Genomic DNA, 13,666 nt, shown 5'->3' with positions numbered 1-13,666 from the left:
TGATAAAATCTATTAATAGAATTTATGAAATTTTGGAGGGGAAAATGGCACGTGGAAGAAAACCTGGAAAAAGAGCTCATAAAACCGTAAAGCTTTCACTTCCAAAAAAACTTTATTTCATTCTTTACGGAATTGCAGGAAATAATGAGCAAAAAATGAACAAACTTATAAGATTAATTATTGAAGAAAAATTAGAAAACACTACTATCTCTGAATTGGCTCAGATGTTAGAAACTCCAAAGAAGGAAGAAGAAAAGGAAGAATAACTATACTATTTTTAAGCTCTTTAGAAGGGCCTTTCCTTTGTGAAGGGTCTCTTCGTATTCTTTTTCTGGTTCTGAATCCCAAACTATTCCAGCTCCTACTTGTAAGAATCCAATTTTTCCTCTAAAAAGAAGAGTTCTAATAACTATGTTTAAATCCATTGTATCGTTAAATCCTATATAACCAACAGAACCTGTGTAAAGAGAACGTCTTGTTGGTTCAAGTTCGGCTATTATTTCCATTGTTCTTACCTTTGGAGCTCCAGTAATTGTTCCACCTGGAAAAACTGCCTTTATGAGATCTATACTGTCCATTCCTTCCTTAATTATTCCTTTAACATTTGAAACGATGTGCATAACGTGAGAATACTTCTCCTTTACCATGAGTTCATCAACTTCAACAGTTCCATATTTACAAACTCTACCTAAATCATTTCTTTCAAGATCAACAAGCATAATATGCTCAGCTCTTTCCTTTTCTGAAAGAAAGAGTTCTTGTTCTAAGGTTTGATCCTCAATTTTGTTGCTACCTCTTCTTCTTGTTCCTGCGATAGGTCTTGTTTCAACTCTTTTTCCTTCTCTTTTTATTAACCTTTCAGGAGAACAGGAAACAGCTTTATATTCCCCAAAATCAAAGAAAAATGAAAAAGGAGATGGATTAATTTTTCTTAATCTATCATAAAGAGCTACGTAGTCTCCTTTAAAAGAAATATCTATTCTCTGAGAAAAGTTAACTTGAAACGTATCACCCTTAGAAATGTAATTTTTAATTTTTTCAACAGATTCAAAAAAATATTTTTTTGTCATATTAAATCCAATAATAGAAGCAGAAAATTCTCCAAAAATTAGTGGTTCTGTTGAAATCTTCGGTATTTCAGAAAACGAAATAACCCAAAATTCCCCTTTTAGGTTATCAAATATCATTGTAATTTCTGGTAAGAAAAAATAAATATCAGGAAGACCAATATCATCTAGTTGTTTACTTTCTATATTCTCTATATATCTATTTGCATCATAGGATATGTATCCATATATTCCGAAAGGAAGAAAATCAACTATAAACTTTTTTGAAAGGTTTCTATGAAACTCCCTTAGCTTATTAAAACCTTCTAAATCGTTCTTTATACTTAGTTCTTCCTTTATTCCAATTGCAATTACTGAATATCTGCCTGTTTTACTATTTACAGATGCTGAATCTAAGAATAACTTAATAGGATAACCCCTTTTCACTAAAAATTTAAAAGCTTCATAAGGAGGTACAAAAGAAAGTCTCTTTATCTTCAAACAAATTCCTCCAAAAGTTTTTGAGAAAAATATATATAGGTTAGAGCAATTGTGCTATTATTTTCACTTACAAGCTGTAAGGAGGCACTAATGAAACTTTCAGGTGCAGAGATTCTTCTTGAAGCCTTAAGACTTGAAGGAGTAGAAGAGATATTTGGATATCCAGGTGGAGCTGTTCTTGATATTTACGATAGACTACCTTTTTCTTCTCTTAAACACTATCTGACAAGACATGAGCAAGGAGCCGCTCATGCTGCTGATGGTTATGCAAGAGTAACAGGAAAAGTAGGAGTCTGTTTTGCCACTTCTGGGCCAGGAGCTACAAACCTTGTTACAGGTCTTGCAACGGCTCAGATTGACTCTGTTCCTATTGTTGCCTTTACTGGAAATGTTCCTACTTATATGATAGGGAACGACGCTTTTCAAGAAGTAGATACGGTTGGAATCACAAGACCAATCACTAAGCATAACTTCCTTGTAAAAGACGTTAGGGATTTAGCAGATACAATCAAGAAGGCATTTCATATAGCAAGGACTGGGCGTCCAGGAGTTGTTTTAGTTGATCTTCCAAAGGATGTAACAAGAGAACTTACAGATTTCTTTGAAGAAGAGTATAAATCTCCAGTGCAAATAAGAAGTTATAAACCCGTTTTGAAAGGTCATCCAGGACAGATAAAGAGAGCAGCTAAGGCAATAGCCTCGGCAGAAAGGCCTGTCCTTTACATAGGAGGAGGAGTTGTTTCTTCGGGAGCTTCTGAGTTAGTTGTGAAAATGGCCGAAGTTGCAAATATTCCAATGGTTGCAACCTTGATGGGACTTACTGCCGTTCCAGGAAATCACCCTTACTTCTTTGGAATGCTTGGAATGCATGGAACGTATGCAGCAAATATGGCAGTAACCGATTGTGATCTTCTTATAGCTATTGGGGCAAGATTTGACGATAGGGTTACTGGAAAGCTTTCAGAGTTTGCTCCAAATGCAAAAGTTATTCATATAGATGTTGATAGTGCAGAGATAGGAAAGAACAAGCCTGTGGACATTCCTATTGTTGGTGATGCTAAGCTTGTTATGGAGGAGCTCCTTCCTGAAGTTGAAAAACAAGTTTCTAAAAATAAAGAGTTTTTACTTTCCCGTGAAAAGTGGTTAATGAAAGTAAAAAGTTGGGCTGAGAGATATCCTCTTTACTACGAACCAAGCGATAGGGTTATAAAACCTCAATTTGTAATAGAGAAACTATGTGAAGTTACCAAAGGAGATGCAATAATCACTACAGATGTCGGACAGCATCAAATGTGGGTTGCTCAGTACTATAAGTTCAGATTTCCAAGACAGCTTGTAACTTCTGGTGGACTTGGAACAATGGGATTTGGTGTTCCTGCTGCAGTTGGAGCAAAAGTAGGAAGACCTGATAAAACTGTATTTTGTATCTCAGGCGATGGAAGCTTTCAGATGAACATGCAGGAGATAGTTACTGCCGTTCAGTACAGCATTCCAATAAAGGTTGCCATAATAAACAATGGATTTTTAGGAATGGTCCGGCAGTGGCAGGGAATCTTTTATGATAAAAACTATTCTCAGGTTCACCTTGATGTTCAGCCAGACTTTGTGAAACTTGTTGAAGCAATGGGTGGAGTTGGAATTAGGGTAGAAAAACCCGAGGATGTGGAGAAAGCTTTAAAGGAAGCAATGACAATTAACAATAGACCTGTCGTAATAGATTTTGTTGTTGATAGAGAAGAAGATGTATTTCCAATGGTTCCTCCAGGAGGAGTTCTCCACGAGATGATACTTCCAAAGTATGGTAAAAAGAAAATTAAAAAGGCAATCTGAGAGGCAGTTATGGAAAGGCCACTTCACAGAAAACATGTGATAAGCGTTTTGGTGGAAAATCAGCCTGGAGCTCTTGCAAGAATAATTGAGCTCTTTAGCTCAAGAGGTTACAATATAGAAAGTCTAAATGTCGGTCGTACAGAAGACCCGACTATATCTAGAATAACCATGGTTGCAAAAGGAGATGAACACACTATTGAACAGATAGTTAAGCAACTTCGAAGAATAATAGATGTTTTTAAAGTAAGAGATTTAACAGATAAAAAGAAGTTAGATAGAGAGCTCTTGATAGTAAGAATAAACGTTGACTCTAATGAGAAGAAAGAAGAAGTAAAGAGACTTGTAGATATTTTTGGAGCTCAAATAGTTGACTTATCTCAGGATACTTACACTGTCGAGTTAACTGGAGATGAGGAACAGATAGATGCATTTTTAGAACTTATAAAACCTCTTGGAATTAGAGAAATGGCAAGAACAGGTAGAGTGGCTATGGTAAGAGCTCTGCAAGGAGACACTTTTGACGAAAAGTGAAAACTTGAATATAAAGTGGAGGTAAAGATGGCAAAAGTCTACTACGATGAAGATGCAAGCCTAGAGTACCTTAAAGACAAAACAGTAGCCATTTTAGGTTACGGAAGTCAAGGACATGCTCACGCTCTTAACTTAAGAGATAGTGGAGTAAATGTTGTTATCGGTTTAAGACCTGGTAAATCTGCTGAAAAAGCAAAAGCTGATGGCTTTGAAGTTCTCCCACCTGATGAGGCTACTAAAAAAGCTGATGTTGTAATGTTCCTTCTTCCAGATCCTGTCCAAAAGAAAGTTTATGAAGAGGCCGTTAAACCAAATCTTAAAGCTGGAATGGCTCTTGCTTTTGCTCATGGATTTAACATTCACTTTAACCAAATTGTTCCACCAGAAGATGTTGATGTTTTCATGGTAGCTCCAAAAGGACCAGGACATCTTGTTAGATGGACATATCTTGAAGGTGCTGGAGTTCCTGCACTTGTAGCAGTTTATAAAGATGCAACAGGAAAAGCTAAAGAGATCGCTCTTGCATATGCAAAAGGAATTGGAGCAACAAGAGCAGGAGTAATAGAAACAACATTTAAAGAAGAAACAGAAACAGACCTTTTTGGAGAACAGGCAGTTCTTTGTGGTGGTGCAGCTGCTCTTGTTAAAGCTGGATTTGAAACACTTGTTGAAGCCGGTTACCAGCCAGAGGTTGCCTACTTTGAATGTCTTCATGAACTAAAACTTATTGTTGACCTTATGTATCAACACGGGCTTGCTGGAATGAGATATTCCATCTCTGATACTGCTGAATATGGGGATTACACAAGAGGTCCGAGAGTCATTGATGAAAGAGTGAAGGAAAATATGAAGAAGATACTTAGAGAAATACAAACAGGCGAATTTGCAAGAGAATTTGTCCTTGAAGCTCAAGCTAATTATCCTGTTCTTAATGCTTATAGAAAAATGGAAGCTGAACATCCTATTGAAAAGGTAGGTAAAGAGCTCCGTGAGATGATGCCTTTCTTAAAGACACAAAAGAAAGAGTTAAAATAAGTATATTAGTAGGGAGGATTATTTCCTCCCTTTAAACTCTTTTTTTAAAACTTCTTCTGATTTTCTCTCAAATTCTTGAGCTAGAACTTTGAGTTCTTTCTCTTCTAAATCTTTAGACAATTCAGAATAAATAGCAGCAGCCTCTAAATATCTTCCTATCTTTTCAAAACTTTCGGCAACAGCTTTTTTTACAAAAGTATCATGAGGATTTTTAATCAAGTAAGGCACCGCTACATCTATTATTTTTTCATAGTTTTCTTCCTTTAAGAGTTTAGAGATAAGTAATTGAAAATTAATACTGTTATTTTTTTCTTTTTTGTACATTAATTTAGTTGCTAATTTACTCAGAATAAAGAAAATAATCAAAATTAACAAAAAAGCTATAAGGAATAACTTAACGAAGAAGTTTTTCCTATCTTTTTTTCCATCTTTTATGTCCTTTGCTGTAATTTCAGAAAGTTTCACTTTAGATTCTGTGAAATCTTCTTTTTCGAAGACTGACTTATTTTTTTCAAAATTGTCTTTTTCCGTTGTTAAATCTTTTTCTTTTTTAGTTTCTACTACTTTAGTTTCAGTAGAGACATTAGCTACAGCAATTTTTGTACTTTTATTTTCTTTAGAGTGTTTTTTTTCTTTTAAACTATTATTTTTAATTTCTCCTTTTTTTGAAAAAGTTTTATGATTAGTAACAGTTTGAGATGCCCCTTTAGAAAGGAAATTTACTCCTTTAGATGAAAATCTAATTCTTGTAATATAAAAATCCTTAATTTTTTCTCTTAAATTAAATTTCCTAATAAAAGCTTCTGCCTCTTTACTGCTTTTAAAGAAACCTACTCTAACTTTATATCTACCATTTCTATAGCTAATTCTGGCATAAGGTAGATTTTCTACTTTTTTTACTCTTTCTTCTGCTTTTTCCTTGTCTATAAACGAACCAACTTGGATTGTATAAACACGTTTACCTTCCCACGGAAGAGAAGAAGCTAAAGAGAAAAAAGGTATAAAGAGAAAAAAAATCCCCAATATTGCCCGTATCATCCTTTCAGTTCTTTCCTTAAAGATTTTACTTCCAATTCTAAATCATGAATAATATCAAGCATTTGTTTAAGAGATTCTGTAACTGGATCTGGAAGTTTTCCATGTTCAAGATCAATTTTTGTGGGTTTAATTCCATTTCTCCTTATTACTTTGCCTGGAATTCCTACAACAGTTGAATTTGGAGGAACGTCTTTAACTACAACTGAATTTGCTCCTATCTTACAGTTATCACCTATTTTAACAGGACCAAGTACTTTTGCTCCTGCACCGATAACTACGTTGTTTCCTATAGTTGGGTGTCTTTTCCCTTTTTTAGTGCTGGTTCCTCCAAGCGTAACTTGATGATAAATTGTAACGTCATCTCCTATTTCTGTCGTTTCTCCTATTACTACTCCCATTCCGTGATCAATGAAAAATCTTCTTCCTATTTTTGCTCCTGGATGTATTTCTATTCCTGTTAACCATCTAGAAAAGTGAGAAACTAGCCTTGCTAGTAGCCTTAAATTATGATTCCATAGCCAATGAGCGATTCTATGAAGCCAAACAGCATGAAGACCAGGATAGCATAAAAGTACTTCTACTATACTCCTTGCAGCAGGATCTCTTTCAAAGACTACTTTTATATCTTCTTTGATCCTTTTTAGCATTCCTTCTCCTGTCTTTAAATGTTAAAATATCGTCTGCCAAACGGGAGGAGATTTGCATGGATAACAAGTGTGGAAAACATTATAAGAAATATACCGAATATGCTAAGCGTTTTGAAATTCTATCAAATCCTATAAGAATAGGAATAATAGTAGCTCTTGCTGATGGTCCTAAAAAACCTAAGGAAATAAGAGCATTACTTGGTGTTCCTCAGCCTCTTCTTTCACAGCATGCCTCGGTTCTTAAGGAAATGGGAATTATTGAGAGAGTAGATAAGTTCAATGTCAAATCTCCTTGCCAATTAAAGGATAAAACTATTTTAGACATTCTTAAAGCAGCTGGAATTAAAGTGTAACTATCTAATCTTTAATAAACTCAAAGCAATTAGTGCAAGAATTATTGAAATGATCCAAAATCTAACTGTTATTTTGGGTTCTTCCCATCCTTTTTTTTCAAAGTGGTGGTGAAGTGGTGCCATTTTAAATATTCTTTTTCCTTCTCCATACTTTTTCTTAGTGTATTTAAAGTAGTATCTCTGAACAATTACTGAAAGAGTTTCTAAAACGAATACACCTCCAGCTATAGCAAGAATGAACTCTTCTTTTGTAATTATCGCTATTGTTCCAAGAAGAGCTCCGAGCGAAAGAGAACCGACATCTCCCATAAAAACTTCTGCAGGATATGTATTAAACCATAAGAATACTAAGGAAGCTCCAATAATGGCAGCACAAACAATTGCTAATTCACCAGCTCCAGGTACATAAGGAAGATTAAGGTAAGTGGCAAGTTTTACGTTTCCAGCAATGTAAGAAAAGACTAAAAAAACAAAACTAGTTGTTATGACAGGCCCTATTGCAAGACCATCAAGTCCATCTGTAAGGTTAACAGCGTTTGAAGCGCCCACGATTATAAATACTACCCAAGGAATAAAGAAATATCCAAGATCTATGTGAAGATTTTTAAAAATAGGAAAATAGAGCTCTGTAGAAAATCCTAATTCAAATAAAACTACTGCTATAACAGTTGCTATAGCAACTTGAGATAAAAACTTCCTTTTTTCTGAAAGCCCTTCAGGATTTTTTAGTCTTGCCTTTATGTAATCATCTACGAATCCTATTATTCCAAATCCCACAACGGCTAAAAGGCACAACCAAATAAAAGGATTAGAAAGATTATTCCATAAAAGTACCGTAAGAACGAGTACAGTAATTATGAGAAGGCCTCCCATAGTAGGAACTTTTTTCTTCTTGTGAGTTTCAGGAAGGTATTCCTTTATTGTCTGTTTAAACTGAAGACTTTTTAGTTTTCTTTCAAAATAGGGATAAAGAAGAAATCCTAAAGTCATAGCTGTAATTGCAGCATAAATACTTCTAAAAGTTATGTATTTAAAGAGTATTATTCCTAATAACTGGTAAAAAATAAGGTAAAGCATTTTTTTACCTCTCCATCTTTACATCAAAATAATCTCTTAATCCATCTCCAAGAAAATTAAATGCCATTATAACGATAAAAATTGCAAACCCTGGGGAAAGCACCCAAGGATAAGCAGAAAGAGTATGAACGTTACTTGCCTCTGAAAGCATATTACCCCACGATGGATAGGGCTCTTGAATTCCTAATCCTATTAAGCTAAGAGCAGATTCACCAAGAATATAACCAGGAATAGTAAGAGTTGCTGCAATAATAACATAAGAAAGAGTATTTGGAATAATATGCTTAAGTATTATGTAAAAATGACTTCCTCCAAGAACTTTAGCTGCCTTTACAAACTCTAATTCTCTTATAGATAAAACCATTCCTCTTATAACCCGTGAAAGCCCTGTCCAACCTATAAGAGATAAAATTGCAACGATTATAATAAAGACCAAAACACTTGGCATATCAACAGGAAACATTGATCTAAGAGCAAGCATGAGATAAAAGGCAGGAAACGCCATGAGAATCTCTATAAGTCTCATTAATACACTATCTACAACACCTCCAAAATAGCCTGCAATTGAACCAATTAAGATTCCTATGGAGAAAGAGATTAAAACCCCAATAAGTCCAATTGTTAAAGATATTCTCGTTCCGTAAAGAAGTCTTGAAAAAATGTCTCTACCTAATCTATCTGTTCCAAAAAGGAAAATATGACCGTTTTTAACACCAAAAAAATGGATGTCTGTTTTTATAAGTCCTAAAAGATAGTGAGTATGGCCTCTAACAAAAAACTCAACTGGATAAATCTTTGAATAATCAGTTTCATAAGTTTTCGTTACAGGATCAACGAGTTTATGACCGTAAACAAAAGGTCTCAAGTGAAACTTTCCTTCTTTGTCAAAAAAGTGAATAGGAGTAGGAGGGTGATAAGGATTGTGTCTAAATTGAACATCATAAGGATAAGGAGCTAAGAAATCTGCAAAGAGAGCTACAAAGTAAAGAAAGAAAATTAAGGTAAAAGAAAAAGCTGCTAACTTATTTTTTGTATAAAGGCCTTCTAGAAAGAGTACTAACTTATCTACCAATTTTTCCTTCTACCTCTTTTTCTCTTATTCTTGGATCATTAATTGCAAGAAGTATATCTGCTATAAGATTTCCAAGAACCAACATTATACCTCCAATATAAAGAGACCCCATAACAAGAAAAAGATCTTGAGACATAACCGCATCAAACATTAATCTTCCTAAGCCCGGCCACGCAGTTATTATCTCAATAAGGGCAGCTCCAGAAAGAAGTCCAGCAATATCAAAACCGATGAGAGTCAAAAATGGATTTAGAGCATTTCTAAAAGCATGTTTTATTACAACTATTTTATAAGGTAATCCTTTTGCTATTGCTACTTTTACATAGTCCTTATTAAGCTCATCAATAATTGTACTTCTAACAAGTCTCAAAAGTCCTGCTATGCTTCCAATAACAAGAACAGTTAATGGAATTGCCATATGCCAAAGCCGGTCAGCAATTTTTCCGATAAAAGAGAGTTCTTCGTAGTTTTGCGAAACCACTCCACCAATTGGAAAAATTCCCGTTTTTGCTGCCATATACATCAGAATAAACGCTAAGAAGAAGTTGGGAATAGAGATTCCAAAGAAAGAGAAAAAAGAAATTATTCTGTCAAGAAGTTTTCCATTGTAGACACCAGCAATTATTCCCAAAGGAACTGATATAAGCCACGAAAGGATAAAAGAAGAAACTGTAAGTTCTAATGTGTTTAGTAATCTTTCTCCTATCAGTTCTGTTACAGGTTTGTGATAGGCAAATGAGTAACCTAGATGGAAGTGGAGTGCGTTCCAGAGCCAGTGAAAGTACTGGATAACGATGTTTTGATCGAGACCGTAAAGCTTTCGGAGCTCCTTAATTGTTTCTTTCGATATAGAAGGATTCATTTCTAATTGTGTAAAAAAGTCCCCGGGAGCAAATTTAATAATGAAAAAAGAAACAAATGTCATTCCAACAACAATAGGAATCATTTGAAGAAGGCGTTTCAGAATATATTTAAACATTGGATCTTCTTACTTTCTTCCGTATTCTGTTACGATTTGATTCCCGCACTTAAAGACCTTTTTGATTTCAAACCTTTTAACTGCATCAAGAGTCTTAAAACCTTCTCCTGATACAAGAGATGGAACATCATCTCCACCAACTACTACAGGAAGATGTATTAATCTTATTTCATCAATAAGATCGTTTTTTATAAGCTCCCAGTTAACTTTGCTTCCACCTTCTACCATGAGTTTTCTAATTCCCATTTCATATAACTTAGAAAAGAGCTCTGCAAAATCAACTTTTTCGTTGCCTGCAACAATAACCTGAACTCCTTTTTCTTTTAACTTTTCTATCTTCTCGGCTGGAGCTTTTTTTGAAACAGCAATAACAGTAGGAGCTACTTCTGTGTTTAAGATATTAGCATCAAGAGGTATATCTCCAGTTGATACTGGAATAATTCTGGTAGGATTTTTTCCTTTAACATATCTTACCGTAAGGTTTGGGTTATCAATCCTTATGGTATTTGCTCCAACCATAATTCCATCACATTCAGCTCTTATCTGATGTAAGTACTTATTAGCTTCCTCATCCATCAGCTTCATTATTTCTTTACTCGAGACACCTTTTGCAAGAGTTAATTTTCCGTCAATAGTTACTTCTGAAACTATAATTACATAAGGTCTTTCCATCTTTACTCCTCGTACTCTTTACCGTAGTGCTTGTATAGATAAAAAACTCTATGAAGCAGAGAAAGTAGGGACATAACAGCTATAAATTCTATTCCGTAGGTTAAGCTTTTTGAATAAAAAGGATATATGATTGACGAAGTAAACAAGACTAAAAAGGTCTCAGGTCTGCCAAAAAAACCCGTATTTTCAAGAGGATCTTTAATCTTTCCGGTAGTTCTCTCTTTATAACCAATTTCTGCATATACAACAGGTTTTATAAATGTGTGAAGCATAGTAGAAACAACCGCCAAAAGAGCTACCCACTCATTAGCATATTTTAATGCTACTGCTCCGAGCACAAAGCCATCTACCCACTTATCTGCCAACCAATCAAAAACAGCTCCAAATTTTGTAGCTTTTCTATTACTAACTGCAACATAACCGTCACATAAGTCAAGAATTCCAGAAGTGAAAAGCATAAATGCTCCAATAACCGGATGACCTAAAAAGTAAAGTATAGCAGCAATAGTTCCCGTAATAACTGCACTCAAAGTAATAAAATTTGGAGAGATGTTTGCCTTTGCTAAAACCCAACCAAACGGCGAATAAAGTTTTTTTAGCGTTTCTCTTTTGCTGGTAATGTTCATTACACTCTCCCTATACTCTCATAGACACAAAACTGTCTCATTACAGAAGGTTCCCAAATATTCCTGCCGTCAATAATAACTTTTCCTTTAAGTTTATCAAATTCTACTTCCTTAAATTCATTCCATTCTGTTATGAGAATGAGAGCATCTGCTCCTTCCAGTGCTTCATACTTATCGTCAACAAATAATAGTTTTTCTCCAAAAGTTTTTATTTCTTCTTTAAATACTTTTTTTGCGTTTTCCATTGCTACAGGATCATATGCTTTTACCTTTGCTCCCAAACTAAGAAGTTTTCTAACTAGTGGTATAGACGGAGCTTCTCTCATATCATCAGTCTCTGGTTTAAATGCAAGTCCCCAAACTGCAATAGTTTTATCTTTTAACTCAGGAATATGCTTTAAAAGTTTTTCTATAGGTCTTAGCTTTTGCTTCTCATTCACCTTCATGACAGAAGATAAAAGTTTTGGTTCCTCACCTACAGACTTAGCAGTATGAATTAAAGCCTTTACATCCTTAGGAAAACAACTTCCTCCAAAACCACAACCTGCATTTAAAAAGTAAGGGCTTATCCTATGGTCAAGACCCATACCTCTTGCTACAACCGTTACGTCTGCTCCCAATTTTTCGCAGATGTTTGCTATTTCGTTAATGAATGAAATCTTAGTAGCAAGAAAGGAGTTTGAAGCATACTTAATCATTTCTGCAGTTGGAAGATCTGTTATAAGCATTGCAGGTTGAAGTTTTTCATATAAAGAAGCAACCATTCCAGCTATATCTCTATTGTCTGCTCCAACAACTACTCTATCTGGTTTCATAAAATCTTCTACAGCTTTCCCTTCTCTTAAGAATTCAGGATTTGAAACAATTTCAAATCTTTCTTCAGGATTTTTTATTCCTCTTTTTTCAAGAAGAGATTTTATAAATTCTTTTGCCCATCTTCCTGTTCCAACAGGAACTGTTGATTTGTTTACAATGATCTTGAAATCTTCATTTCCTATATATTCAGCTATGCTTTTATAGGCACTTTCAACGTACGACAAATCTGCTGAACCATCTTCTTTTGAAGGAGTCCCAACAGCTATAAAGATAAAGTCGGAGTTTTTAACGGCATATTCATAATCAGTTGTGAATTCGATATTTCCCCTTTCCAGAGCTCTCCTTAAGATTCTATCAAGACCTGGTTCATATATTGGAACTTCTCCCTTTCTTAATAGCTCTATCTTTTTCTCATCAATATCAAGTCCAATAACTTTGTGTCCCAAATAGGCAAAGCAAGCTCCGGATACAAGACCAACGTACCCTGTACCTATTACTGCTATCCTTTTTGATGACATTTGACTGCCTCCTTTAGTGCTAATCCGTAAAGTAATCCTAACTCACTAACCGTCAATTTATCCTTCTTAAAGACTTCACAAAAGATAGAGAAAAAAGCAAGTCCAGGAATTATCACATCAGCTCTGTTTTCTTCAAGCCCAACTATTTTTTTCCTTTCTTCAATTGTCATGGAGAAGAGCCTTTGATACCACTTTTTAATTAGATTCTCTGTTACAACATATCCATGAACAATCTCTGGCTTATAAACTGTCATCTGTTCTTCCATTGCAACAACAGAAGTTATGGTTCCTCCGACAGCATAGACAACGAAGTTCTCTTGCGGAATTTCCTTTTTTACTTTTACCAGTTCGTTTCTTATAAAAGTTTCCACTTCTTTAAGTTCACTTTCTTCTGGGGGATCCGACTTGATAAAGGTTTCGTGGAGGAAAACAACGCCAAATTTTAAACTGTTTAGATACTCTACTTTATTCTTACTACCGAAAACGATTTCTGTGCTTCCACCTCCAAGGTCGACTGTCATAGCCTTTCCTGAAGGGTTAAAATGGAGAACGTTGGCAGTGAAAACAACTTCAGCCTCCTCTCTGTCTGAGAGAATTTCGATTTTTAAGCCCAGATCTTCCACTTTTGATATGAATTCTTTTGCATTTTCTGCCAATCTTGCAGCTTCTGTGGTAACAACTATTATTTTTTCTACACTATGCTTCTCGGCCAGCTCTCTAAACTCTTTAAGTGTCTCAATGGTCCTTTCAATACCTTCTTTTGATAGTTTTCCTGTTTTCTTTACTCCCTCTCCAAGTCTTGTTACTCTTCCTGTCTTGAAAATTTGTTCAACTTTCCCATTTTTAACATCTGCTATCAAAAGCCTTGTTGAATTGGTTCCGATATCAACAGTAGCTATTCTCAAGAGCCTACTTCCTCCTATGT

The 13,666-nt window shown here is 35.0% G+C and carries 15 protein-coding genes; 5 read left to right on the top strand and 10 right to left on the bottom strand.

What is annotated here, in order from left to right:
* Positions 1-44 precede the first annotated feature (44 nt).
* Positions 45-266, top strand: a complete 222-nt coding sequence (locus tag DESTER_RS03160) for a hypothetical protein (protein WP_013638219.1) — start codon at positions 45-47, stop codon at positions 264-266.
* Here the strand turns inward: DESTER_RS03160 and DESTER_RS03155 are convergent, their stop codons facing one another.
* Positions 267-1,547, bottom strand: a complete 1,281-nt coding sequence (locus DESTER_RS03155; protein ID WP_013638218.1) for an anthranilate synthase component I family protein — start codon at positions 1,545-1,547, stop codon at positions 267-269.
* A 90-nt stretch (positions 1,548-1,637) separates the two neighbouring features.
* Between DESTER_RS03155 and ilvB the strand changes: the two genes are divergently transcribed.
* From ilvB to ilvC, 3 genes are read left to right on the top strand one after another with little or no spacing between them, the layout of a single operon-like run.
* Positions 1,638-3,377 carry a biosynthetic-type acetolactate synthase large subunit gene (gene ilvB, locus DESTER_RS03150; RefSeq protein WP_013638217.1) on the top strand — a complete coding sequence of 580 codons (1,740 nt, stop codon included), beginning with the start codon at positions 1,638-1,640 and terminating at the stop codon, positions 3,375-3,377.
* A 9-nt stretch (positions 3,378-3,386) separates the two neighbouring features.
* Positions 3,387-3,908 (top strand): acetolactate synthase small subunit, encoded by a 522-nt coding sequence (gene ilvN, locus DESTER_RS03145; RefSeq protein ID WP_013638216.1) that lies wholly within the window; start codon positions 3,387-3,389, stop codon positions 3,906-3,908.
* Positions 3,909-3,935: 27 nt separating this feature from the next.
* Positions 3,936-4,943, top strand: coding sequence for a ketol-acid reductoisomerase (ilvC, locus tag DESTER_RS03140; protein ID WP_013638215.1), 1,008 nt, complete (start codon positions 3,936-3,938; stop codon positions 4,941-4,943).
* 18 nt (positions 4,944-4,961) lie between these two features.
* On the opposite strand, the gene DESTER_RS03135 is transcribed toward ilvC, so the two are convergent.
* The gene (locus tag DESTER_RS03135; RefSeq protein WP_169308663.1) at positions 4,962-5,966 is read right to left on the bottom strand and encodes an SPOR domain-containing protein; all 1,005 of its coding nucleotides are present in this window, start codon (positions 5,964-5,966) and stop codon (positions 4,962-4,964) included.
* Positions 5,967-5,977: 11 nt separating this feature from the next.
* Positions 5,978-6,628, bottom strand: a complete 651-nt coding sequence (cysE, locus tag DESTER_RS03130) for a serine O-acetyltransferase (protein WP_013638213.1) — start codon at positions 6,626-6,628, stop codon at positions 5,978-5,980.
* Positions 6,629-6,684: 56 nt separating this feature from the next.
* On the opposite strand from cysE, the gene DESTER_RS03125 reads away from it, so the two are divergent.
* Positions 6,685-6,981, top strand: a complete 297-nt coding sequence (locus tag DESTER_RS03125; protein WP_013638212.1) for an ArsR/SmtB family transcription factor — start codon at positions 6,685-6,687, stop codon at positions 6,979-6,981.
* Here DESTER_RS03125 and mraY read toward each other — a convergent pair whose 3' ends face one another.
* The 7 genes from mraY to DESTER_RS03090 are packed head-to-tail and all read right to left on the bottom strand — an operon-like array spanning position 6,982 to position 13,646.
* Entirely contained in the window at positions 6,982-8,058 is a 1,077-nt protein-coding gene (gene mraY, locus DESTER_RS03120; protein ID WP_013638211.1) for a phospho-N-acetylmuramoyl-pentapeptide-transferase, read from the bottom strand.
* Between the two features lie 4 nt (positions 8,059-8,062).
* Positions 8,063-9,130 carry an ABC transporter permease gene (locus tag DESTER_RS03115; RefSeq protein WP_013638210.1) on the bottom strand — a complete coding sequence of 356 codons (1,068 nt, stop codon included), beginning with the start codon at positions 9,128-9,130 and terminating at the stop codon, positions 8,063-8,065.
* Positions 9,120-10,109 (bottom strand): ABC transporter permease, encoded by a 990-nt coding sequence (locus DESTER_RS03110; protein WP_013638209.1) that lies wholly within the window; start codon positions 10,107-10,109, stop codon positions 9,120-9,122. The genes DESTER_RS03115 and DESTER_RS03110 overlap by 11 nt, the downstream gene beginning before the upstream one ends.
* A gap of 9 nt (positions 10,110-10,118) precedes the next feature.
* Positions 10,119-10,781, bottom strand: a complete 663-nt coding sequence (locus tag DESTER_RS03105; protein WP_013638208.1) for a 2,5-diamino-6-(ribosylamino)-4(3H)-pyrimidinone 5'-phosphate reductase — start codon at positions 10,779-10,781, stop codon at positions 10,119-10,121.
* Between the two features lie 2 nt (positions 10,782-10,783).
* A complete protein-coding gene (locus DESTER_RS03100) occupies positions 10,784-11,407 on the bottom strand; it encodes a CDP-alcohol phosphatidyltransferase family protein (protein WP_013638207.1) in 624 nt (207 codons plus the stop codon).
* Entirely contained in the window at positions 11,407-12,741 is a 1,335-nt protein-coding gene (locus DESTER_RS03095) for a UDP-glucose dehydrogenase family protein (protein WP_013638206.1), read from the bottom strand. Before DESTER_RS03095 ends, DESTER_RS03100 begins: the two co-directional genes overlap by 1 nt.
* Positions 12,723-13,646: a Ppx/GppA phosphatase family protein gene (locus DESTER_RS03090; RefSeq protein ID WP_013638205.1), complete on the bottom strand. Its 924-nt coding sequence runs from the start codon at positions 13,644-13,646 to the stop codon at positions 12,723-12,725. Before DESTER_RS03090 ends, DESTER_RS03095 begins: the two co-directional genes overlap by 19 nt.
* Positions 13,647-13,666: the final 20 nt, after the last annotated feature.

This window comes from Desulfurobacterium thermolithotrophum DSM 11699, assembly GCF_000191045.1.
In the GTDB taxonomy this organism is placed as follows: Bacteria; Aquificota; Aquificia; order Desulfurobacteriales; family Desulfurobacteriaceae; genus Desulfurobacterium; species Desulfurobacterium thermolithotrophum.
The sequence above is the reverse complement of the archived record's forward strand: the minus strand, read 5'-3'. Positions and strand labels throughout refer to the sequence as shown.

Coding starts and splice junctions, on each gene's coding strand:
- ilvC (WP_013638215.1), top strand. CDS start 3,936: ATGGCAAAAGTCTACTACGATGAAGATGCAAGCCTAGAGTACCTTAAA.
- DESTER_RS03100 (WP_013638207.1), bottom strand. CDS start 11,407: ATGAACATTACCAGCAAAAGAGAAACGCTAAAAAAACTTTATTCGCCG.
- mraY (WP_013638211.1), bottom strand. CDS start 8,058: ATGCTTTACCTTATTTTTTACCAGTTATTAGGAATAATACTCTTTAAA.
- DESTER_RS03105 (WP_013638208.1), bottom strand. CDS start 10,781: ATGGAAAGACCTTATGTAATTATAGTTTCAGAAGTAACTATTGACGGA.
- DESTER_RS03160 (WP_013638219.1), top strand. CDS start 45: ATGGCACGTGGAAGAAAACCTGGAAAAAGAGCTCATAAAACCGTAAAG.
- DESTER_RS03110 (WP_013638209.1), bottom strand. CDS start 10,109: ATGTTTAAATATATTCTGAAACGCCTTCTTCAAATGATTCCTATTGTT.
- ilvB (WP_013638217.1), top strand. CDS start 1,638: ATGAAACTTTCAGGTGCAGAGATTCTTCTTGAAGCCTTAAGACTTGAA.
- cysE (WP_013638213.1), bottom strand. CDS start 6,628: ATGCTAAAAAGGATCAAAGAAGATATAAAAGTAGTCTTTGAAAGAGAT.
- DESTER_RS03095 (WP_013638206.1), bottom strand. CDS start 12,741: ATGTCATCAAAAAGGATAGCAGTAATAGGTACAGGGTACGTTGGTCTT.
- ilvN (WP_013638216.1), top strand. CDS start 3,387: ATGGAAAGGCCACTTCACAGAAAACATGTGATAAGCGTTTTGGTGGAA.
- DESTER_RS03125 (WP_013638212.1), top strand. CDS start 6,685: ATGGATAACAAGTGTGGAAAACATTATAAGAAATATACCGAATATGCT.